This window comes from Streptomyces sp. NPDC012827 (genome assembly GCF_042900905.1).
GTDB classification, from domain to species: Bacteria; Actinomycetota; Actinomycetes; order Streptomycetales; family Streptomycetaceae; genus Streptomyces; species Streptomyces gulbargensis.
In genome coordinates, this window is record NZ_JBIBBY010000001.1 from 411,590 (window position 1) to 432,896 (window position 21,307).

A 21,307-nucleotide genomic window follows, 5' to 3' on the forward strand; every position below is an offset into this window, starting at 1 on the left:
ACGACGGCGGTGGCGTCAGAGACGACGGAGTCCACTCAGCACCCTTTCGAGGAGCGCGCGGTCGGGCTGGCCGGTGCCGTGACCGGTCCCGTACACACGGATCTTTCCCTGGTCGGCCAGGTCGCTGAGCAGCACCCGGACAACTCCCAACGGCATCTTCAGAAGTGCCGAGATCTCCGCGACGGTCCGCATCCGGCGGCAGATCTCGACGATGGCCCGCATCTCGGGCATCAGCCCGCGGGCTCCCGGCCCGCCGTCCGTCAGGACCTTGCGGGGGGCCGGTGCTTCGAGCGCGGCCACGAAGGTCTCCACGAGCAGCACATGGCCGAAGCGGGTGCGGCCGCCGGTCAGCGAGTAGGGGCGCACGCGGGCGGGGCGGCGCCCCTCCCCCCGTACCGGCAGCCTGTGGGGGTGGAACCCCGAGGACAGCGACGTCACCGGTTGCCCTCCATCGACTTGCGCAGTTCGCTGCGGACCTCGGGGGTGAGGACGTGGCCGGCGCGGCCCACGAAGAGGGCCATGTGGTAGGCGACGACGCTCATGTCGCAGTCGGGTTCGGCGTGGACGCCGAGCAGCGAGCCGTCGCTGATCGACATGACGAAGACGCTGCCCTCCTCCATCGCCACCATGGTCTGCTTGACGCCGCCGCCGTCCATCAGGCGTGCGGCGCCGACGGTGAGGCTGCCGATGCCCGAGACGATGGTGGCCAGGTCGGCGCTGGAGCCGCGTGGGCCCTCGGGGCGGCCTGCCTCGTCGGCGGTGACCGGCTGGGCAGCCGGGTCGGAGGAGAGCAGCAGCAGTCCGTCGGAGGAGACGACGGCGACCGAGCGGACGCCCGGCACCTCCTCGACGAGATTCCCCAGCAGCCAGTGCAGGTTGCGGGCTTCCGTGCTCAGTCCGAATGTTCCGGTCGCGGTCAACTGCGTGCCTCCTCGACGGTGTCCCCCGTGTTCTCCTCTGTACGCGCGGTTCCCTCCGCGGCTATCTCCGCCTCCACGTCCCGGCGGCCGTTCTTGGCGCCCTGGTGGAAGCCGCCGAGCCGGCGGCGCAGGGCCTCGGCGTCGACGCTGCCGCGGCGCCGCGCCGCGGACCCCTCGGGCTGGCGGACCACCTGCGGGGTCCGCTTGGGCAGCCCCTTGTCGGTGACCCGCTCCCACTGCGCGGGGCGCGGTCCTGGGACGGCCTGGTCGGCGGCCGTCCCCTGCGCGGGACCGGGGTGGACGGGGCCCGGCGCGGGCTCCGGTGCCGGCTGCTGCGCGGGGCCCGTGGCGGGCTCCGGAGCGCCGGGAGTCTCGTCGTACGCGCCGGGGGTCCCGCCGTACGGGGCGTACGCGGGGTCCTCGGGCGCGCGGTCGTGGGCGTCCGGCTCGGGGCGCGGGTCGGGCAGCCGGACCTGGAGCGTGGTCTCGGAGACCGTCTCGCGGAGGTCCGCACCGGACCGCTCCGGTGCGGGGGCGGCCTCTTCGGCGGTCCGCTCCGGTGCGGGGGCGGCCTCTTCGGCGGTCCGCTCCGGTGCGGGGTCCCGGACGGGCTCCGTCGCCTCCCGTACGGGCCCCGCGGGTGCCGGGGCCTGCGCGGTCGCCGGTTCCGCCGCCGGGGCGGGCTCCGCCGGTGCCTCGGGCGCGGCCTGGTCCCCGGCCGCGTGCACGGCCCGCTCGGCGGCTTCCACCAGCGGGTCCCTGGTGCGGGACGGGAGGGTGTTGGAGTTGGCCTCGGCGACCGAGCCCGGCAGGTTGATCGTGGGCGCGGGGCCCCCGCCGCGTACCGGTTCGGGGACGGCCGAGGCCGGCGGGACGGAGGGCAGCAGCGGCAGCGGCAGGACGACGACGGCCGCCGTACCGCCCGGCTTCTGCCCGCGCAGCTGGACGCTGACGCCGTGGCGGGCGGCGAGCAGGGCGACGACCCGCATGCCGAGGCCCTCGCCCTCGAAGGCGTCCGGGTCGGCCTCGGCGAGGCGCGCGTTGAGCTCGGCGAGCCGGGCCGGGGTGACGCCGATGCCCGCGTCCTGGACGGAGAGCATGACCTCGCCGCTCTCCAGGAGCCAGCCGGAGAGCTGCACCTCGGCGTCCGGCGGTGAGAAGGAGGTGGCGTTCTCCAGGAGCTCCGCGATCAGGTGGCTCAGGTCGTCGGCGGCGAACCCGGCGACCTGGGCGTGCGGCGGGAGGGACTGGATGGTGACCCGCTCGTAGCGCTCGATCTCGCTGACGGCGGCGCGCAGCACGTCGACGAGCGGGACGGGTCCGGCGTGGCCGTGGACGTGCTCGTGGCCGGCGAGGACGAGGAGGTTCTCGCTGTGGCGGCGCATGACGGTCGCCATGTGGTCGAGCTTGAAGAGGGTGGCCAGGCGGTCCGGGTCCTGCTCGCGCTCCTCCAGCTTCTCGATGACGCCGAGCTGGCGCTCGACGAGGCCGAGGCTGCGCAGGGAGAGGTTGACGAAGGTGTGCTGGACGGTGCCCTTGAGCCGCTCCAGGTCGGCGGTGAGCAGGGCGACGCGGCCCTGGAGGTCGGCGCGCTGGGCGGCGAGCTCGGCGCCGACGGCCTCCTTGTCGGCCTCCAGGTCGGCGTTCCGGCCGGCGAGCCGCTCGGCGTGGGCGGAGAGGCCGGCCAGCTGCGCGTGGAGGGCGTTGAGCGAGCGGACGACCTGCGCGAACTCGTCGTTGCGGCCGGTGAAGCGGACCGGCTCCTCGGTGTGCGGGGTGGGCGCGGCGGCGAGCCGGGCGGCGCCGAGGCGGAGCACGGCGAGCGGCCGGGTGAGGCTGCGGGCGACGTAGGTGGAGACGCCGAGGGCGACGAGCAGGCAGCCGCCGAGGAAGGCGACGCGCAGTTCGAGGGCGGTGACGTCGTCGTCGCGGAGGGCGGTGATCCGCTCGACCCGCTCGGCGGCTAGGGCGGACTCGACCCCGCGCATCTGCTCGATGCGCGCGGAGAGCGTGGCCTCCAGTGCGGCCGGGGACGTCGCGCGCTCGCGCTCGGTCAGCCGGGGCTGGTCGGTGAGGGCGGCGAGGGACCGCTCGGCGTTCTTCACGTCGGGGCCGGCGACGGTGGCGGCGAGGGAGTCGCGGGCGGCGGTGCCGGCGGACTGGTCGAAGTCGCCGAGGGCGGCGAGTTCCCGGACCCGGGCCTGCTGGGCGGCGGCGGTGAGGGCGTCGCGGACGCGGTCGGCCTCGGCCGCGCCCTCGGGCTCCTCGGGGACGTAGGTGCCGGTCGTCGGGTCGTACCGGACCTCACCGGTGGGCTCGGGACGCGGGACGGCGAGGGCGGCGACGAGCAGCCCGCGGGTGGCGGCGGCCTGCTCGACGGCCCGGCCGAGGGCGGCCGGGGCGCGGGTGGCCTCGGTGAGCGAGGCGTCGGCGGCGCGGGCCGGGGTCTTCTCGGCGAGCTCGTCGGCGAGGGCCTGGAGCTTGACGATGATGTCGGTGTACGCCTTGTGGGCCTCAAGGGCCGTGCCCTTGCCGGTGAGGGCGCCGCGGCGGACGGAGGGCACGCCGGCGAGGTCGCGGCGCAGTTCCTCGGGGGCGGCGGGCCGGATCTCGTCCATCTGCCGGTCCACGCGGGCGGAGCGGGTGGAGGTGACCTGCCGCTTGTCCTGCGGGGAGCCGGACTGGGCGTCCCGGCCGGCGGCGATGTAGGCGACGACCTCGTCGCGCTCGTCGGCGAGGGAGTGGGCCAGGGTGACGGCCTGCCGGTCGAGTTCGGCGAGGGTGACGAGGCGCTGGGACTCGGTGAGCTCGGCGGAGGCGGTGAGGACGGCGGGGGCGCCGGCGGCGAGCACGGTGACACCGACGAGGGCGACCCCGGCGACGAGCCGGTTGCGGACCCGCTTGGCCCGGCCGGTGGGGCCGGCGGGCGCGGGGGCCGGGGCGGCGGGACGGTCGGCGGAGGCAGCGGCGGGCGCCGGGGCGCCGCCGGAGGCCGGCGGCTCACCGGGGGTTCGACTCGGCGTGCCGTTGTTGCTCCGAGGCCGCTTCTTCTGCACCGGTGCTCGCATTCTTGACTCGTCCGCCCACACAGCAGAGGTGACGACCGGTCACATGGAGCGCCCCCAGCCCCCACCCCTGGTACGGCTTCCGACCATTCCAGCGCTTCGGACAAGGGGGCGCGCATCGGCCGCACCGCCACCCGAACGAGTGAACAACACTCATGAGTTGGCGAACAACTCGCCACCCCGCCCCGGAAGGGCCCGGTGCGGGCCCCGGTTGGATCTTCCGCGCGGGCTTTGGCAGGATGCCCGCCCGCAGCTCGCCGGAGCCTCCGGTTCCACCGCTGTTGCGCCCTGCCACCCCTTGGTACAGGCCTTTTTGCCGCCGTTTGCAGGTGTTGTGAAGGTCCGGGCGCGGCCAGCAGACTGACCCTCATGCGCAGTGACGTCGCCTCCTTGCCCGGCAGCCCCGAACGCCCCAACGAGGACTGGGGAGCCGCTGCTCCGGCCGCCTGCGGACGCGGGGGGACGGTCGTCCTGCTCGACGGCGTGACACCGCCCGCCGGGGACGTCGGGTGCGCGCACCCGGTCCCGTGGTTCACCGCCCGGCTGGGCGGGGCTTTGACCGAACTGTCCGCTTCCCGGCCCGAGATGCCCCTCGCCGAGATCCTCGCGGACGCAATCCGGCGCACCGCGGACGCCCACCGGGGCACCTGTGACCTTTCTCACGCCCGTACGCCCCAGGCGACGGTGGTCCTGGCCCGCTGGGACGAGAGCGCCGTCGAGCATCTGGTCCTGTCCGACTCGGCGCTGCTCCTGGAGGCGCCCGACGGGGCGGTCCGGGCCGTCCTCGACGACCGGCTCGACCGGGTGCCGGACGAGGTGCGGCGCTCGGTGGCGGCGACCGACCGGCTGCGGAACCGGGAGGGCGGCTTCTTCACGGCGGCGGCCGACCCGGCGGTCGCGGAGCGGGCGGTGACCGGGACGACTCCCCGGGCGGAGGTACGGGCCCTGGCGGCGCTCACGGACGGGGCGAGCCGCTGGGTGGAGCTGTTCGGCGCGGGCGACTGGACGGAGTGCTTCGGGGTCCTGCGGAAGGAGGGCCCGTACGGGCTGCTGCGCCGGGTGCGGTCCCTGGAGACCCGGGACGCGGCCCGGGGCGGCGCCCGCCGGTGGAAGCTCCACGACGACGCGACGGCGGTGTACGCGGAGCTGGGCGGCTGAACCGGCGGTGACGGGTCCGGGGGGTGGCGGGGCTTCGGTGGGCCCCTGACGGAAGGGCGGCGGGAGGGCCGGGGGTCCGGTACGCGCAGGCCTTGGGGTTCAGCTCTCGGCCCGGACGTTGAACTGCTGGAGCAGGCGCGCCAGCTCCGCGACCTCGGCGCGGTCCCAGTCGGCGAGCTTGCGGACGTACCGCTCGCGGCGGGCGTCGCGTACGCGCCGGAAGCGCCGGCGGCCCTCCTCGGTGAGCCGGACCAGGGAGGCGCGGCCGTCGGCGGGGTCGGGGTCGCGGGCCACCAGGCCGAGGTCCTCCAGGGCCCGCAGCTGACGGCTCATGGTCGCCTTGCCGACGCCGAAGTACGCGGCGAGTTCGGTGGCGCGCTGAGGGCCGGCGTCGTCGAGGCGGACGAAGAGGCCGTAGGCGGCCGGTTCCAGTTCGGGGTGGACCTCGCGGGCCATCTCGCCGGACTGGGCGCGGGCGCGGCGCAGGAAGACCGCCAGTTCGCGTTCGAGGGCGAGGAACTCGCGGTCGACGCCCGCTCCGGGCGCGGCTCCGCCGTCACTCCCCGTACCGCTTCCGTGCACGTCAGCACCCTCCACGCGCCTTCCGGCCGCTGAAAGTTTCCCGGCGCGGCGGCCATCGCCGCAGCTCTTTCAGTATTTCGCAGGCGTAGACCAACGGCGCCACCCGGCACCCCTTCCGCCACCGGTTCTCCGTGCCTAGCGTCATTCCCGGCGACATCAATGACATGTCCACACCAGGACATGCCGTCGCGCTCTCCCCCCGCGGAGCTCATCGAGCTCACCCGAGCCTTCGGAGGCACGCAATGCGTGTGCGCAGATCCGGAACGACCCTCGCCGGCGCCGCCCTCGCGGCCCTGGCCCTCCTCCTCCCCCTCTCCGGCCCGGCCGGCGCCGCTCCCGACCCGGGCACCCGACAGGTCCCGGCCCGCGGCACCGCCTACATGGGCATGGGCGTCATCGAGCACGACGGCCGGAAGGGCGGGCCGGGCGGCATCTCGGTCCAGGCCGTCCAGACGGAAGGCGTGGACGTCTCCAGCCACCAGGGGAACGTGGCCTGGACCACGCTGTGGAACAGCGGCGTCAAGTGGGCCTACGTGAAGGCCACCGAAGGCACGTACTACAAGAACCCCTACTTCGCGCAGCAGTACAACGGCTCGTACAACGTGGGGATGATCCGCGGCGCGTACCACTTCGCGACCCCGGACACGGCGAGCGGGGCCGCCCAGGCCGACTACTTCGTGAACAACGGAGGCGGCTGGTCGAAGGACGGCAGGACCCTGCCGGGCGCGCTCGACATCGAGTGGAACCCGTACGGCGCGACCTGCTACGGCAAGACCCAGACCGGGATGGTCGCGTGGATCCGGGACTTCCTGAACCGGTACAAGTACCGGACGGGGCGGGACGCGGTGATCTACACCGCCACGAGCTGGTGGAAGCAGTGCACCGGGAACTACTCCGGCTTCGGCGCGAGCAACCCGCTGTGGATCGCACGGTACGCCTCCGAGGTCGGCGAACTCCCGGCCGGCTGGCCGTACTACACGATGTGGCAGTACACCTCGTCCGGCCCGACGGTCGGTGACCACAACCACTTCAACGGGGACCTCTCGCGGGTGCAGGCCCTCGCGTACGGCGGCTGACGGCCCGTCCCGCCCGGCCGCTCCGGGCGCGGCCGGGCGGGGCGGCGGCTCCGCGCGGAGCCACGGCGGCTCCCGGGTGTGCGGCGGCACCCCGGGGGCCGCTCCGGCTTTTCCGGCCACCCCCTTGCCTATTGGTATGGACCAATGCGAGGCTCTACGGCGGCCGGACGTGTCCCCAACTCGCCCGCGCCCGAAGGTCGTTGTGCCACCGCTCGTCCCGTACTCCCCCACGCACGAGAGAGAGCCGCCGCATGAGGTCCCCCCGCCGCACCGCCGCCACCGGCGCCGCCGCCCTGTCCCTGTCCGCCGCCGCGCTCGTCGGCCTGACCCCCGGCACCGCGAGCGCCCACGGCGCCGTCTTCAACCCCGTCAGCCGTATCGCCGCCTGTTTCGCGGAGGGGCCCGAAACCCCCAGGTCGCAGGTGTGCAAGGACCTCGTCGCCGACTCCGGCACCCAGCCGCTCTACGACTGGAACGAGGTCAACATCGCCAACGCGGCCGGCAACCACCGGGCCGTCATCCCGGACGGCAGGCTCTGCTCGGCCAACCGCGAGAAGTTCCGGGCGCTGGACTGGGCCCGCACGGACTGGCCCGCGACGGCCGTCACCCCGGGCGCCTTCGGCTTCAAGGTCCGGGCGACGGCGGCGCACGTGGGCACGATGACCGTCTACATCACCAAGCAGGGCTTCGACCCCACCCGGCCCCTGAAGTGGTCGGACCTGGACCCGGCGCCCGTGGCCGTCCACGCCACCGCCCGGTCCACGACCGACGGCCACTACTCCTTCACCGGCACCCTCCCGGCCAGGACCGGCCGCCACATCGTCTACAAGGTGTGGCAGCGCAGCGACAGCCCCGAGGCCTTCTACAGCTGCTCGGACGTCACCTTCGGCGGCGGCACCGCCGCCACCGCGGCGAAGGCACCGACGGAGTCGAAGATCGCGGCGGGCGCCGCGCTCTCGACCGTGAGCCACGCGGGCCACGGCGGCGACGAGCGGCCCCCGGCCCTCGCCGCCGCGCACGCCGGGCCCGGCGAGGCCGCCGGAACGGGTACGGGCCCGGCGGCCGGGTCCGTGACGCACCGGGCCGCCGCCGAACCGGCCACCTCGCCGCTCCCGCTCGCCCTCGCGGGCGCCGGAGCCGTCACCGCCTTCGCGGCGGGCAGCCTGCTCCTGGGCCGCCGCCGGAACTCCGCCTCCGCCTGACGCCCCCGGCACCCGGCCGGGCCGGTCCGCCGCCTGGGTCCTGTCCGTGAAGGAGCGGCGTCCGCCCGCGGGGCAGGGCCCTGCTTCACGGACGCATGCGCCCTAGACGGACCGCCCGGCCGGGAAGAGGGCGGCCAGCCGGGGCAGCGCGGTGCGTCCGCCGGCCGGTCCCCGGGGTCCGGCCGGCGGCACACCGTCCTCGTCCCAGCCGTCGGGGCCGCCGGCGGCGCGGGCGTCGGCACCGTCCTCGTCTCCGTGGCCGTCGTGGCCGTCCCGCTCCCCGTCGGCGTCCGGCTCCTCCGCGTCCAGGATGTCGTCGACCGCGGCGTGGAACTCCTCCCCCTCGTCGTCCTCCTGGCCGGTCAGCTCGTCGTACACGTCCTGCGCGACGTACTCGAGCTCCTCCCACTCCGGCCAGGCGTCGTCGTCCCACTCCTCCTGGTGGCGGCCCACCAGCGCCCGGACCTCCGGCACGTCCGCGAGCGCGTCCGGGTCGGCGAGGACCGACTCGTACGTCTTCCGCCCCTGCCCCACCAGCCAGAGGGTGAAGTAGTGGAAGCCGTCGTCCGAGCAGCCGCCGCCCTCGATCAGGTCGGCCGCCCGCCACAGGGCCCGGGTGTCCGCCGCCTCGCACGCTCTCTCCAGCCGCACCTGGAAGGCCACGCTGTCGGCGGCCGGACGCCGCCTCAACTCCCCCGCCAGCCACTCCAGCCGCTCGTCCCGGTCACCGGATCGGCGGCTCAACTCGTCCATGAGAGCCCAGAAGGCATCGTCGTTCATACCGCCGAGCATGCCAGCCCCGGCCGACAAGGGCGGTGGGGCGCCCCCCTTCCGGGAGGCGCCCCACCGCCGTACCGTCACGGGCCGTCAGGCCGCGACCGCCCCGACCGGCACCTCGGCCGGTGCCAGCGCGATCTCCAGGACCTGCCGGACGTCCGTCACCGGGTGGACCTCCAGCTTCTCCAGGATCTCGGCCGGGACGTCGTCCAGGTCGGCCTCGTTCCGCTTGGGGATCACCACCGTGGTGATGCCCGCCCGGTGCGCGGCGAGCAGCTTCTGCTTCACGCCGCCGATCGGGAGGACCCGGCCGGTGAGGGAGACCTCGCCGGTCATGGCCACATCGGTGCGGACCAGCCGCCCGGAGAGCAGCGAGGCCAGCGCGGTCGTCATGGTGATGCCCGCGCTCGGCCCGTCCTTCGGGACCGCGCCCGCCGGGAAGTGGATGTGCACGCCCCGGTCCTTGAGGCCGGTGACGGGCAGCTCCAGCTCCGCGCCGTGCGAGCGGAGGAAGGAGAGCGCGATCCGCGCGGACTCCTTCATCACGTCGCCCAGCTGACCGGTGAGGGTCAACCCGGCGGCACCGGTCTCCGGGTCGGCGAGCGAGGCCTCCACGAAGAGGACGTCACCGCCCGCGCCGGTCACCGCGAGGCCGGTGGCGACGCCGGGGACCGCCGTGCGCCGCTCGGCCGGGTCCTGGGCCGACTCCGGCACGTGGTGCGGCCGGCCGATCAGGCCCCGCAGGTCGTCCGGGGTGACGGTGAAGGGCAGTTCGCGCTCGCCCAGTTCGTGCTGGGCCGCGATCTTGCGCAGCAGCCGGGCCACGGACCGCTCCAGGGTGCGGACACCGGCCTCCCGGGTGTACTCGCCCGCCAGCTTGCGCAGGGCGGCCTCCTCCAGGACCACCTCACCGGGCTCCAGTCCGGCCCGCTCCAGCTGCCGCGGCAGCAGGTGGTCGCGGGCGATGACGACCTTCTCGTCCTCCGTGTAGCCGTCGAGCCGGACCAGCTCCATACGGTCGCGCAGCGCCTCCGGGATCGCCTCCAGGACGTTGGCGGTGGCGAGGAAGACGACGTCGGAGAGGTCGAGTTCGACCTCCAGGTAGTGGTCGCGGAAGGTGTGGTTCTGCGCCGGGTCGAGGACTTCGAGGAGGGCGGCCGCCGGGTCGCCCCGGAAGTCGGAGCCCACCTTGTCGATCTCGTCGAGCAGCACCACCGGGTTCATGGACCCGGCCTCCTTGATCGCCCGGACGATGCGGCCGGGCAGGGCGCCGACGTAGGTGCGCCGGTGTCCGCGGATCTCGGCCTCGTCCCGCACGCCGCCGAGGGCGACGCGGACGAACTTGCGGCCCATGGCGTGCGCCACGGACTCGCCGAGCGAGGTCTTGCCGACGCCGGGCGGGCCGACGAGGGCGAGGACCGCGCCGCCGCGGCGGCCGCCGACGACACCGAGGCCGCGCTCGGCGCGCCGCTTGCGCACGGCCAGGTACTCGGTGATGCGTTCCTTCACGTCCTGCAGGCCGGCGTGCTCGGCGTCCAGGATCGCCTGGGCGCCGGGGATGTCGTACTGGTCCTCGGTCCGCTCGTTCCACGGCAGTTCGAGGACGGTGTCGAGCCAGGTGCGGATCCAGGAGCCCTCGGGGGACTGGTCACTGGCGCGCTCCAGCTTGTCGACCTCCTTGAGGGCGGCCTCGCGCACCTTCTCCGGCAGGTCGGCGGCCTCCACGCGGGCGCGGTAGTCGTCGGACTCGTCGCCCTCGGACTCACCGTTCAGCTCGCGCAGTTCCTTGCGTACGGCTTCGAGCTGACGGCGCAGCAGGAACTCGCGCTGCTGCTTGTCGACGCCCTCCTGGACGTCCTTGGCGATGGTCTCGGCGACGTCCTGTTCGGCGAGGTGCTCGCGGAGCTGGGCGGTGGCGAGCCTGAGGCGGGCCACCGGGTCGGCGGTCTCCAGGAGTTCGACCTTCTGCTCGACGGTGAGGAAGGGCGAGTAGCCGGAGTTGTCGGCGAGGGCGCCGACGCCGTCGATCTGCTGGACGCGGTCGACGACCTGCCAGGCGCCGCGCTTCTTGAGCCAGCTGGTGGCCAGCGCCTTGTACTCCTTGACGAGCTCGGCCACGGCGCCGGGCAGCGGGTCGGGCACGGTCTCCTCGACCGCGGTGCCCTCGACCCACAGGGCGCCGCCGGGCCCGGTCGTACCGGCGCCGATGCGCACCCGGCCGCGCCCCCGGACGAGCGCGCCGGGGTCGCCGTCGGCGAGCCGCCCGACCTGCTCGACGGTCCCGAGGACGCCGGTGGCGGCGTAGGTGCCGTCGACCCGGGGCACGAGGAGCACCCGGGGCTTGCCGGTCCCGGGGCGGGCCGCGGCCTGGGCGGCCTCGACGGCGGCCCGTACGTCGTTGTCGGACAGGTCCAGCGGCACCACCATTCCGGGCAGCACGACCTCGTCGTCGAGCGGCAGCACAGGCAGAGTGAGCGGCGCGGTCACCTTGGACTCAGAAGCCATGATCTCCCCTTCGGCAGTCAAGTTGAGCTGTACGCACTCAATGCTCATGAGCCGATGAATGTTCCCCGCCCGCTGTTCGCTCTGAGCGATCACCGGCGGACGCCGGTTCCGTCCGGCGCTCCGCGCCGGGGAGAGGCACGCTCGGACCATGACGCGACGTGGACGGGCACGGTGGAGCGGGGCCCTGCTTCTGGCGGTGGTGGTGGCCGTGGGGGGGAGCGGCTGCGGGTCAGAGGCGCCGTCCTCGACCGGAGGGGCTTCCTCGCCCGGCCCCACGACGACGACCGGGCAGGCCTCGCCGCCGCGCCAGGAGCCGAGCGGCCAGGAGGTGCTGGTGGAGGTCGCCGTCACCGGCGGTTTCGCGGGGGTGAACAACCGGCTGGTCGTCCGCGAGGACGGCGGCTGGACCCTGCACTCGCGCACCAAGGAGCCGCGCGGCGGCCGCCTGACCCCCGACGAGGTGGCCCGGCTGCGGGCCGCCCTTGAGGACCCCGCGTACGACCGGGTGCCCGCCCGGCCCACCGGTGAACCCGTCCGGGACGGCTTCCAGTACGCCGTCGCCCACCACGGCCACCGCGTCGTCGCCACCGACGGCGCCGTACCGCCCGCGCTGCGGCGCGTCCTCGACGCCCTCCCGGAGGGCGGCCCGCCGACGAGCCCCTGAGCTCCCGCCAAAAGGGACGTACGGCCCCGCCGTGGACCGAGGCCGGCCGCGCCGGGCGACGGACGGAGCGTGAGACCGGCGCCCGGGCACCCGGAACGGTTCGTGCGCAACGGTCGGGGGGCGGCCTTCGCCCCGGGCACCGCGCTCCGTGCCTGGCGCATCCCGGGCGTCCCGACTTCCCGAATCCCCCGGGGGGCGGATTTCGGCCACCCCCGGTCGCCCGCGGCGGCGGGTCCCGCGCCCCGTTCCGTAACGCGTTTGTCCCGCCCGCGCCCCGCCCGACAGGATGACCGGGAGCCATCAGCTGCCGAGACGAGAGCGGAGTGAACCCGATGTCCAGCCCCGTCACCCTCGACCGCCGCGAGGGACCGTACGGAGAAGTGGTGCTGCGGCGCCGCGCCGAGCACTTCGAGATCATCGCCAACGGCACCTTCCTGATGGACACCTCCGACGGGCGCTCCGAGCGGCTGCTCGTGGACGCGGCCATGGACGCCCTGGCCGAGGACGCCCGGGCCGGCGCCGCGGTCCTCATCGGCGGGCTCGGGGTGGGGTTCTCGCTCGCGCACGCCGCCGCCGACCCGCGCTGGGGGCGGATCGCCGTCGTGGAGCGGGAGGAGGCGATCATCCACTGGCACCGGCGCGGCCCGCTCGCCGCGCTCTCCGGGACGGCGCTGGCCGACCCGCGGACCGTGATCCTGCACACGGACCTCGTGGAGTACCTGCGGACCTCGCCCGACACGTACGACGCGCTGTGCCTGGACATCGACAACGGTCCGGACTGGACGGTGACCGAGGACAACGAATCCCTCTACGCCGCCGAGGGGTTGGCGGCCTGCGCGGCCCGGCTCAACCCCGGCGGGGTGCTCGCCGTGTGGTCCGCGCGGCCCTCCGCCGATTTCGAAAGCTCGTTGCGGAATGCCGGATTCAGCGGGGTACGGACCGAAGAGATCCCCGTTGCCCGGGGCGTCCCGGACGTGGTCCACCTCGGCATCAGGCCTGCGTAGCCGGGACGCCGCCGGTACCTCTAGGCTGCTGCACCGACATCGGCGACGCGAGGCGGGGCAATGGAGCAGACACACACCACTCACCAGGGTGCGGCCACTCCGGGGGCCCAGCGCAGGGTGCTCGTCGTCGAGGACGACGCGACCATCCTGGAGGCCGTCTCGGCCCGGCTGCGGGCCGAGGGATTCCTCGTGCAGACCGCGGCCGACGGCCCCGCGGCCGTCGACGCCGCGGAGGCCTGGCAGCCGGACCTGATGGTCCTCGACGTGATGCTGCCCGGCTTCGACGGCCTGGAGGTCTGCCGCCGGGTGCAGGCCCAGCGGCCGGTCCCGGTCCTGATGCTGACCGCCCGCGACGACGAGACCGACATGCTGGTCGGGCTCGGGGTCGGCGCGGACGACTACATGACGAAGCCGTTCTCGATGCGCGAGCTGGCCGCCCGGGTGCACGTACTGCTGCGCCGCGTGGAGCGGGCCGCCCTGGCGGCGGTGACCCCGCGCAGCGGCATACTGCGCCTGGGCGAGCTGGAGATCGACCACGCGCAGCGCCGGGTGCGGGTGCGGTCCGAGGACGTGCACCTGACGCCGACCGAGTTCGACCTGCTGGTCTGCCTGGCGAACACCCCGCGGGCGGTCCTCTCCCGCGAACAGCTCCTCGCCGAGGTGTGGGACTGGGCGGACGCCTCGGGCACCCGGACCGTCGACTCGCACATCAAGGCGCTGCGCCGGAAGATCGGCGCCGAGCGGATCCGTACGGTGCACGGCGTCGGATACGCGCTGGAGACCCCGGCGCCGTGAGCCGCGCCGCGGACCGTGCCGCGAACCGCGTCCCGAACCGTGCCGTGAGCCGGCCGGGCAGGCTCACGCGGCCCGGCGGGCCCCCGGCCGGGCGCACCGGGCGGCGGATCTCGATCTCGATCAAGACCAAGCTGGGCGCCCTCGTGGTCGGCGCGGTGCTGCTGACCTCCGCGCTCGCCCTCGTGGCGATCCGGACCTCCACCGAGTTCCGGTACATCACGATCTTCGCGATGATCGCGACCCTGCTGATCACGCAGTTCGTCGCGCAGTCCCTGACGGCGCCGCTGGACGAGATGAACACGGTGGCGGGCTCGATCTCGCGCGGCGACTTCAGCCGCCGGGTGCGGGGCGCGGACCGGCGCGACGAGCTGGGCGACCTCGCCTCCACCATCAACCGCATGGCGGACGACCTGGAGGCCGTCGACCGGCACCGCAAGGAGCTGGTGGCCAACGTCTCGCACGAGCTGCGCACCCCCATCGCCGCGCTCCGGGCCGTCCTGGAGAACGTCGTGGACGGGGTCTCCGAGGCCGATCCCGAGACCATGCGCTCGGCGCTCAAGCAGACGGAACGCCTCGGCCGGCTGGTGGAGACCCTGCTGGACCTGTCACGTCTCGACAACGGTGTCGTGACGCTCCGGGCCCGCCGCTTCGAGGTCTGGCCGTACCTCTCCGGGGTGCTGCGGGAGGCGAACCTGGCCGCGTCCCAGCGCGGTCTGTCGTCGACGTCGGGCCTGCACCGCCGTACGGACGTCCACCTGCATCTGGACGTGTCGCCGCCCGAACTGACCGCGCACGCGGACCCGGAGCGGCTGCACCAGGTGATGGCGAACCTCATCGACAACGCGGTGAAGCACTCGCCGCCGCACGGCCGGGTCACCGTCCGGGCCCGCCGCGGCCCGTACCCGGACTCGCTGGAGCTGGTGGTCGAGGACGAGGGGCCGGGCATCCCGGAGGCGGAGCGGCACAAGGTGTTCGAGCGCTTCAACCGGGGCACGGTGCCGAATCAGCACGGCCCGGGGAGCGACGGCGGGACCGGCCTGGGGCTGGCCATCGCCCGGTGGGCGGTCGATCTCCACGGCGGCGGGATCGGAGTGGCCGAATCCTCACGCGGGTGCCGCATCAGAGTCACTCTTCCGGGCAGTCTTCCCTACAGAGATTGACGTAGGGTTCGAACCGGAAGCGCACGTTCTGCGTGTACGCGGGCAGGACGTGATCAGGGATGCGGCCGAAGGCGGCCGTAGCCGTGTTTTTCCGTACCCTCACACAGGGGGAACCACGTTTGTTTCCCGCCATTCACGGCGCCGAAACGCCGCGTCAAGTGTGACTTGCGCGACGTTGGAGTGCCCGGCCTGCACCTCCCGGCCGGACAGGCGTAGCCTTTATTTCCGCTGTCCATCACCTTGTGAAGCGGAAGAGGGCGGTTGCCGCCGTGTCGTCTCAGTCCCCCAGTACCCCGAGCTCCCCGACCGACCAAGACGGGGCGGGCAAGAGCCCCGCGACCGCCTTCGGTGCCAATGAGTGGCTCGTCGACGAGATCTACCAGCAGTACCTCCAGGACCCGAATTCGGTCGATCGTGCCTGGTGGGACTTCTTCGCCGACTACAAGCCCGGAGCGTCGGAGACCCCCGCCGCCCCGGCCGCCACCACGCCGAGCGCGCCGGCCGCGCCGCAGACGGGCCCCGCACAGGCCGCGCCTGCCGCTCCCGCCGCCGCCCCGGCCGCCGCCGTACCCGCCCCTGCCGCCGCTGCGGCACCGGCCCAGCCGAAGCCGGCCGCGGCCCCCGCAGCCCCGGCCGCCGCGAAGCCCGCCGCCGCCGCTCCGGCCCCGGCCAAGGCCGCCGCCCCGGCCGCCAAGGCCGCGGAGGCGACCGAGGCCCCCGCCGGCCCCGAGCTGATCACCCTGCGTGGTCCCGCCGCGGCCGTCGCGAAGAACATGAACGCCTCGCTGGACATGCCGACGGCCACGTCCGTCCGCGCCGTCCCGGTGAAGCTCCTGTTCGACAACCGGATCGTCATCAACAACCACCTGAAGCGCGCCCGGGGCGGGAAGATCTCCTTCACCCACCTCATCGGCTACGCGATGGTGCAGGCCATCAAGGCCATGCCGTCGATGAACTGGTCGTACGCGGAGAAGGACGGCAAGCCCACCCTGGTCAAGCCGGAGCACGTCAACTTCGGCCTCGCCATCGACCTGGTGAAGCCCAACGGCGACCGCCAGCTCGTCGTCGCCGGCATCAAGAAGGCCGAGACGCTGAACTTCTTCGAGTTCTGGCAGGCCTACGAGGACATCGTCAAGCGCGCCCGCGTCGGCAAGCTGACGATGGAGGACTTCACCGGCGTCACGGTCTCCCTGACCAACCCCGGCGGCCTCGGCACCGTCCACTCCGTGCCGCGTCTGATGCCCGGTCAGTCGGTCATCATGGGCGTCGGTTCCATGGACTACCCGGCCGAGTTCCAGGGCACCTCCCAGGACACCCTGAACAAGCTGGGCATCTCCAAGGTCATGACCCTGACCTCGACCTACGACCACCGGGTCATCCAGGGCGCGGCCTCCGGCGAGTTCCTGCGGATCGTCTCCAACCTCCTCCTCGGCGAGGACGGTTTCTACGACGACATCTTCAAGGCGCTGCGCATCCCCTACGAGCCGGTCCGCTGGCTCAAGGACATCGACGCCTCGCACGACGACGACGTCACGAAGGCCGCGCGCGTCTTCGAGCTCATCCACTCCTACCGGGTCCGCGGCCACGTCATGGCCGACACCGACCCGCTGGAGTACAAGCAGCGCAAGCACCCCGACCTGGACATCACCGAGCACGGCCTCACCCTGTGGGACCTGGAGCGGGAGTTCGCGGTCGGCGGCTTCGCCGGCAAGTCGATGATGAAGCTCCGCGACATCCTCGGCGTGCTCCGCGACTCGTACTGCCGCACCACCGGCATCGAGTTCATGCACATCCAGGACCCGAAGCAGCGCAAGTGGATCCAGGACCGCGTCGAGCGCCCGCACGCCCGTGTGGAGCGCGAGGAGCAGCTCCGCATCCTGCGCCGGCTCAACGCCGCCGAGGCCTTCGAGACCTTCCTGCAGACGAAGTACGTCGGCCAGAAGCGGTTCTCCCTGGAGGGCGGCGAGTCCGTCATCCCGCTGCTCGACGCGGTCATCGACTCGGCCGCCGAGTCGCGCCTGGACGAGGTCGTCATCGGCATGGCCCACCGCGGCAGGCTGAACGTCCTCGCCAACATCGTCGGCAAGTCCTACGCGCAGATCTTCCGCGAGTTCGAGGGCAACCTCGACCCGAAGTCGATGCACGGCTCCGGCGACGTGAAGTACCACCTGGGCGCCGAGGGCACCTTCACGGGTCTCGACGGCGAGCAGATCAAGGTCTCCCTGGTCGCCAACCCCTCCCACCTGGAGGCGGTCGACCCGGTCCTGGAGGGCGTCGTCCGCGCCAAGCAGGACATCATCAACAAGGGCGGCACGGACTTCACGGTCCTGCCGGTCGCCCTGCACGGTGACGCGGCCTTCGCGGGCCAGGGTGTCGTGGCCGAGACCCTGAACATGTCGCAGCTGCGCGGCTACCGCACGGGCGGCACGGTCCACATCGTCATCAACAACCAGGTCGGCTTCACCGCCGCCCCGGAGTCCTCGCGTTCCTCGATGTACGCGACCGACGTGGCCCGCATGATCGAGGCGCCGATCTTCCACGTGAACGGCGACGACCCGGAGGCCGTGGTCCGCGTCGCGCGGCTCGCCTTCGAGTTCCGCCAGACGTTCAACAAGGACGTCGTGATCGACCTCATCTGCTACCGCCGCCGCGGTCACAACGAGGGCGACAACCCCTCGTTCACCAACCCGCAGATGTACAACCTGATCGACAAGAAGCGTTCGGTGCGCAAGCTGTACACCGAGTCGCTCATCGGTCGCGGGGACATCACCCTGGAGGAGGCGGAGCAGTCGCTCCAGGACTTCCAGGGCCAGCTGGAGAAGGTGTTCGCGGAGGTCCGTGAGGCCACCGCCGCCCCGGCGCCGACGCACGTGCCGGACGCCCGCGCCGAGTTCCCGGTCGCCGTCACCACCGCGGTCTCCCAGGAGGTCGTGAAGCGGATCGCCGAGTCGCAGGTCAACGTCCCGGAGCGGATCACGGTCCACTCGCGCCTGCTGCCGCAGCTGCAGCGCCGCGCGGCCTCGATCGACGACGGCACCATCGACTGGGGCTTCGGCGAGACCCTCGCCATCGGCTCCCTGCTGATGGAGGGCACCCCGGTCCGCCTCTCCGGCCAGGACACCCGCCGCGGCACCTTCGGCCAGCGCCACGCGGTGCTGGTGGACCAGGAGACCGGCGAGGACTACACCCCGCTGCTCTACCTGACGGAGGACCAGGCCCACTACAACGTCTACGACTCGCTGCTCAGCGAGTACGCGGCGATGGGCTTCGAGTACGGCTACTCGCTGGCCCGCCCGGACTCCCTGGTCGTCTGGGAGGCCCAGTTCGGTGACTTCGTCAACGGCGCGCAGACCGTCGTCGACGAGTTCATCTCCTCGGCCGAGCAGAAGTGGGGCCAGACCTCCGGCGTCACGCTGCTCCTGCCGCACGGTTACGAGGGCCAGGGCCCGGACCACTCGTCCGCCCGCCCGGAGCGCTTCCTCCAGCTGTGCGCCCAGGACAACATGACGGTCGCCATGCCGACGCTGCCGTCGAACTACTTCCACCTCCTGCGCTGGCAGGTGCACAACCCGCACCACAAGCCGCTCATCGTCTTCACCCCGAAGTCGATGCTGCGTCTGAAGGCCGCGGCGTCCAAGGTGGAGGAGTTCACCACCGGCGGCTTCCGCCCGGTCATCGGGGACGAGTCGGTCAACGCGGCCGACGTCCGCAAGGTCGTCTTCTGCGCGGGCAAGGTCTACTACGACCTGGACGCCGAGCGGAAGAAGCGCGGTGTCACGGACACGGCGATCATCCGGGTGGAGCGCCTGTACCCGCTGCCGGGTGCCGAGCTGCAGGCCGAGATCTCCAAGTACCCGAACGCCGAGAAGTACCTGTGGGCCCAGGAGGAGCCGGCGAACCAGGGTGCGTGGCCGTTCATCGCGCTCAACCTGATCGACCACCTCGACCTGGCGGTCGGCGCGGACATCCCGGCGGGCGAGCGCCTGCGCCGGATCTCGCGCCCGCACTCCTCCTCCCCGGCGGTCGGCTCGGCCAAGCGCCACCAGGCGGAGCAGCAGCAGCTGGTCAACGAGGTCTTCGACGCCTGACCCGGTCACCGCGTACGGAGTACGGAGGCCCGGCACCCCTCTCGGGGGTGCCGGGCCTCCGGCGTTCCCGGCCGACCGCCGGGGCGCCGGGGGGCACCAGGGCGCGCCGGGGGTACGGCCTATCCTGGGCGTATGTACTTCACCGACCGTGGCATCGAGGAACTGGAGAAGCGGCGCGGCGAGGAGGAGGTCACCTTCGAGTGGCTCGCCGAGCAGCTGCGGACCTTCGTCGACCTCAACCCCGACTTCGAGGTGCCGGTCGAGCGCCTCGCGACCTGGCTGGCCCGCCTCGACGACGAGGACGAGGACGAGTAGAGGCCGCGTGGCGGCCTGCGGCGGGCGGTGGGCCGCCGGTCCGGTACGGCGGGGGCAGGTGCGGCACGGCGCCGGTACGGGCTCCACGCGTGCGTGGCTTCGGACGGGCGGCGGTACGGCGCCGGTACGGGGCTCCGCGCGCGGGGGCGCCGGTCAGTCGGCGCGCAGGCGGTCGTAGGTGAGGCCCAGGGCTCCGTGGGCGACGAGGACGGTCCCGGCCGTCGCCCAGGCGCCGCTGCGGCGGCGCAGGGCCCACAGCAGGAGCGGTAGGCCCGCGGCGAGCTGCGCGGCGGCGAGGGCACGCGCCCGGGGGCCCCGCAGGTAGGGGCCGAGGGGGCTCTCCTCCACGATGTCCAGTTCGGCGCGTACGGCGTCGCGCAGGCCGCCGCCCTCCAGTTGTTCGGCGCCCTGCGCGAGTGCGGCGGAGCGCAGCCGGTCCGTGTCCTCACCGGGGCCGATCCCGGGCGGCAGGGCGAGCCCGGTGCGGGCGAGGACGGCGACGAGGCCGACGAGGCGGGCCGTGCCGTGGGCGTCCGGGTCGGGGGCGGTGAGCGGTTCGAGGTCCTGGACGTCCAGGACGGGGTCGAGGCCGAGGCGGTCCGCGAAGGTCCGCATGGCCTCGTCCTCGCCGGCGGGCGTGCCGTCCGCGAGCCACGTGTAGCCGACGGTGCGCCGGAACCCCGCGGCCAGGACGAAGCCGGCACGTTCGCCGTCCCACCAGAGCGCGAGGACGGGCCAGGTGGCGGCGGTGACCGCGAGGGCGGTGGCCCAGCCGCTGACGACGCGTTCGACGGGTTCCCCGCCGTGGAGCCAGGGGGTGCCCTCGGGCACGAGGACGCTCCAGTCCGTCCCGGCGGGGGCCAGCAGCACGTGTTCCCCGAGGAGCGGGGCCGGCGGCCTGACCAGCGAGGGTGCGGCACGGCAGAGCAGCAGCGCCCCGGCGGGGCTCGGTCGGGAGGTCGCGTTCATGCGCCCTACGCTAGGTCAATTTGTCCGCTTAGGAGGGAGATTGCGACGACCCTGTCAGGGGAGAGTCAGGGTTGACTTCCCCTCGCCGCGATATATCGTGTATGAGGAAAGACGCGATATGTTGCGTTGCCGATACGGGAGGTCAGCACCATGACAGAGTGGTCCGTCACCGAGCCGACGAAACTCACGCCGACCGGGCCCGTGACGCGCCTCCAGGTCCGTGTCGTCAACGGCGCGGTGAACGTGGTGGGGACCGAGGAGGCCTCCGCGCGGGTGGAGATCTCCGAGATCGAGGGGCCGCCGCTGATCGTGTCGCAGGAGGGCTCGACGCTGACCGTCAGCTACGAGGACCTGCACTGGAAGGGCATCCTCAAGTGGCTCGACCGCAAGGGCATGCGGCGCCGGGCCGTGGTGTCCGTGGCCGTGCCCGCGGGCGTGGACGTCGAGGTGGGGGTGGTCGGCGCCGAGGCGGTCGTCTCCGGCATCCGGGGGCGTACGGAGGTGCGGGGCGTCACCGGCGACACGACGCTCGTGGGACTCTCCGGCCCGGTCCGGGCGGAGACGGTGTCGGGCGCCCTGGTGGCCCAGTCGGTGACGGGGGAGCTGAGGGTGAACTCGGTGACCGGTGACGTGACGGTCATCGAGGGCGCCGGGGCCTCCGTGAAGGCCGACACGATGAGCGGGGACATGGTGATCGACCTCGCCGGGGCCGGTCAGGACGGGCCGCCGGCGGACATCCGGCTCACCAGCGTGTCCGGCGAGGTCGCGATCCGGCTGCCGCATCCGGGCGACGCCCGGGTCGAGGCCATCACGACCAGCGGCTCGCTGTCCAACGCCTTCGAGGATCTGAGGGTGGGCGGACAGTGGGGCGCCAAGTCCCTGACCGGCACCCTCGGTTCCGGCCGGGGGACGCTCAAGGCCACGACCCTCTCCGGTTCGATCGCCCTGCTCCGCCGACCCGAGCCGGACGAGGACGCCGAATCCCCCGCCCCGTCCTCCCCCTCCGCCACCGGAAAGGTGCTCTGAC

Annotated in this window: 17 protein-coding genes; 10 read left to right on the forward strand and 7 right to left on the reverse strand. The window is 73.5% G+C overall.

Annotated features, from left to right (window positions below; translation table 11 throughout):
- Positions 1 to 15: 15 nt before the first annotated feature.
- The 3 genes from ACFY60_RS01800 to ACFY60_RS01810 are packed head-to-tail and all read right to left on the reverse strand — an operon-like array spanning position 16 to position 3,988.
- A complete protein-coding gene (locus ACFY60_RS01800; protein WP_375165247.1) occupies positions 16 to 429 on the reverse strand; it encodes a DUF742 domain-containing protein in 414 nt (137 codons plus the stop codon).
- Between the two features lie 5 nt (positions 430 to 434).
- Complete coding sequence (locus ACFY60_RS01805) at positions 435 to 920, reverse strand: roadblock/LC7 domain-containing protein (protein ID WP_388607630.1); 486 nt, start codon at positions 918 to 920, stop codon at positions 435 to 437.
- Positions 917 to 3,988 (reverse strand): nitrate- and nitrite sensing domain-containing protein, encoded by a 3,072-nt coding sequence (locus tag ACFY60_RS01810; protein WP_388607628.1) that lies wholly within the window; start codon positions 3,986 to 3,988, stop codon positions 917 to 919. Before ACFY60_RS01810 ends, ACFY60_RS01805 begins: the two co-directional genes overlap by 4 nt.
- A gap of 366 nt (positions 3,989 to 4,354) precedes the next feature.
- Between ACFY60_RS01810 and ACFY60_RS01815 the strand changes: the two genes are divergently transcribed.
- Positions 4,355 to 5,143: a hypothetical protein gene (locus ACFY60_RS01815; protein ID WP_388607626.1), complete on the forward strand. Its 789-nt coding sequence runs from the start codon at positions 4,355 to 4,357 to the stop codon at positions 5,141 to 5,143.
- Positions 5,144 to 5,242: 99 nt separating this feature from the next.
- On the opposite strand, the gene ACFY60_RS01820 is transcribed toward ACFY60_RS01815, so the two are convergent.
- Complete coding sequence (locus ACFY60_RS01820; protein WP_309054130.1) at positions 5,243 to 5,725, reverse strand: MarR family transcriptional regulator; 483 nt, start codon at positions 5,723 to 5,725, stop codon at positions 5,243 to 5,245.
- Positions 5,726 to 5,967: 242 nt separating this feature from the next.
- Between ACFY60_RS01820 and ACFY60_RS01825 the strand changes: the two genes are divergently transcribed.
- Both ACFY60_RS01825 and ACFY60_RS01830 read left to right on the forward strand, forming a co-directional pair.
- Entirely contained in the window at positions 5,968 to 6,801 is an 834-nt protein-coding gene (locus tag ACFY60_RS01825; RefSeq protein WP_388607624.1) for a lysozyme, read from the forward strand.
- A gap of 251 nt (positions 6,802 to 7,052) precedes the next feature.
- Positions 7,053 to 8,003: a lytic polysaccharide monooxygenase gene (locus ACFY60_RS01830; RefSeq protein ID WP_388607622.1), complete on the forward strand. Its 951-nt coding sequence runs from the start codon at positions 7,053 to 7,055 to the stop codon at positions 8,001 to 8,003.
- Positions 8,004 to 8,105: 102 nt separating this feature from the next.
- Here the strand turns inward: ACFY60_RS01830 and ACFY60_RS01835 are convergent, their stop codons facing one another.
- Positions 8,106 to 8,783 (reverse strand): DUF4240 domain-containing protein, encoded by a 678-nt coding sequence (locus tag ACFY60_RS01835; RefSeq protein WP_388607620.1) that lies wholly within the window; start codon positions 8,781 to 8,783, stop codon positions 8,106 to 8,108.
- Between the two features lie 87 nt (positions 8,784 to 8,870).
- Complete coding sequence (gene lon, locus ACFY60_RS01840) at positions 8,871 to 11,285, reverse strand: endopeptidase La (RefSeq protein ID WP_388607617.1); 2,415 nt, start codon at positions 11,283 to 11,285, stop codon at positions 8,871 to 8,873.
- Positions 11,286 to 11,433: 148 nt separating this feature from the next.
- Here lon and ACFY60_RS01845 point away from each other — a divergent pair, with 148 nt between their 5' ends.
- From ACFY60_RS01845 to ACFY60_RS01870, 6 genes are all read left to right on the forward strand, one after another.
- Complete coding sequence (locus tag ACFY60_RS01845; protein ID WP_388607615.1) at positions 11,434 to 11,949, forward strand: hypothetical protein; 516 nt, start codon at positions 11,434 to 11,436, stop codon at positions 11,947 to 11,949.
- A 332-nt stretch (positions 11,950 to 12,281) separates the two neighbouring features.
- The gene (locus ACFY60_RS01850) at positions 12,282 to 12,953 is read left to right on the forward strand and encodes a spermidine synthase (protein WP_388607613.1); all 672 of its coding nucleotides are present in this window, start codon (positions 12,282 to 12,284) and stop codon (positions 12,951 to 12,953) included.
- Positions 12,954 to 13,013: 60 nt separating this feature from the next.
- Positions 13,014 to 13,748: a response regulator transcription factor gene (locus tag ACFY60_RS01855; protein WP_309054624.1), complete on the forward strand. Its 735-nt coding sequence runs from the start codon at positions 13,014 to 13,016 to the stop codon at positions 13,746 to 13,748.
- 107 nt (positions 13,749 to 13,855) lie between these two features.
- Complete coding sequence (locus ACFY60_RS01860; protein WP_309054625.1) at positions 13,856 to 14,908, forward strand: ATP-binding protein; 1,053 nt, start codon at positions 13,856 to 13,858, stop codon at positions 14,906 to 14,908.
- Positions 14,909 to 15,177: 269 nt separating this feature from the next.
- A complete protein-coding gene (locus tag ACFY60_RS01865; RefSeq protein WP_388607611.1) occupies positions 15,178 to 18,996 on the forward strand; it encodes a multifunctional oxoglutarate decarboxylase/oxoglutarate dehydrogenase thiamine pyrophosphate-binding subunit/dihydrolipoyllysine-residue succinyltransferase subunit in 3,819 nt (1,272 codons plus the stop codon).
- 132 nt (positions 18,997 to 19,128) lie between these two features.
- Positions 19,129 to 19,311: a DUF6104 family protein gene (locus tag ACFY60_RS01870; protein WP_003961784.1), complete on the forward strand. Its 183-nt coding sequence runs from the start codon at positions 19,129 to 19,131 to the stop codon at positions 19,309 to 19,311.
- Between the two features lie 153 nt (positions 19,312 to 19,464).
- On the opposite strand, the gene ACFY60_RS01875 is transcribed toward ACFY60_RS01870, so the two are convergent.
- Positions 19,465 to 20,280 (reverse strand): hypothetical protein, encoded by an 816-nt coding sequence (locus ACFY60_RS01875; RefSeq protein WP_388607609.1) that lies wholly within the window; start codon positions 20,278 to 20,280, stop codon positions 19,465 to 19,467.
- Positions 20,281 to 20,430: 150 nt separating this feature from the next.
- On the opposite strand from ACFY60_RS01875, the gene ACFY60_RS01880 reads away from it, so the two are divergent.
- Positions 20,431 to 21,306 (forward strand): DUF4097 domain-containing protein, encoded by an 876-nt coding sequence (locus ACFY60_RS01880; RefSeq protein ID WP_388607607.1) that lies wholly within the window; start codon positions 20,431 to 20,433, stop codon positions 21,304 to 21,306.
- Position 21,307: the final 1 nt, after the last annotated feature.

Excerpts from the sequence above, each read along its gene's own strand:
- ACFY60_RS01825 (WP_388607624.1), top strand. The coding sequence starts at position 5,968 with ATGCGTGTGCGCAGATCCGGAACGACCCTCGCCGGCGCCGCCCTCGCG.
- ACFY60_RS01835 (WP_388607620.1), bottom strand. The coding sequence starts at position 8,783 with ATGAACGACGATGCCTTCTGGGCTCTCATGGACGAGTTGAGCCGCCGA.
- ACFY60_RS01855 (WP_309054624.1), top strand. The coding sequence starts at position 13,014 with ATGGAGCAGACACACACCACTCACCAGGGTGCGGCCACTCCGGGGGCC.
- ACFY60_RS01880 (WP_388607607.1), top strand. The coding sequence starts at position 20,431 with ATGACAGAGTGGTCCGTCACCGAGCCGACGAAACTCACGCCGACCGGG.
- ACFY60_RS01815 (WP_388607626.1), top strand. The coding sequence starts at position 4,355 with ATGCGCAGTGACGTCGCCTCCTTGCCCGGCAGCCCCGAACGCCCCAAC.
- ACFY60_RS01850 (WP_388607613.1), top strand. The coding sequence starts at position 12,282 with ATGTCCAGCCCCGTCACCCTCGACCGCCGCGAGGGACCGTACGGAGAA.
- ACFY60_RS01845 (WP_388607615.1), top strand. The coding sequence starts at position 11,434 with ATGACGCGACGTGGACGGGCACGGTGGAGCGGGGCCCTGCTTCTGGCG.
- ACFY60_RS01870 (WP_003961784.1), top strand. The coding sequence starts at position 19,129 with ATGTACTTCACCGACCGTGGCATCGAGGAACTGGAGAAGCGGCGCGGC.
- ACFY60_RS01810 (WP_388607628.1), bottom strand. The coding sequence starts at position 3,988 with ATGCGAGCACCGGTGCAGAAGAAGCGGCCTCGGAGCAACAACGGCACG.
- lon (WP_388607617.1), bottom strand. The coding sequence starts at position 11,285 with ATGGCTTCTGAGTCCAAGGTGACCGCGCCGCTCACTCTGCCTGTGCTG.
- ACFY60_RS01875 (WP_388607609.1), bottom strand. The coding sequence starts at position 20,280 with ATGAACGCGACCTCCCGACCGAGCCCCGCCGGGGCGCTGCTGCTCTGC.
- ACFY60_RS01830 (WP_388607622.1), top strand. The coding sequence starts at position 7,053 with ATGAGGTCCCCCCGCCGCACCGCCGCCACCGGCGCCGCCGCCCTGTCC.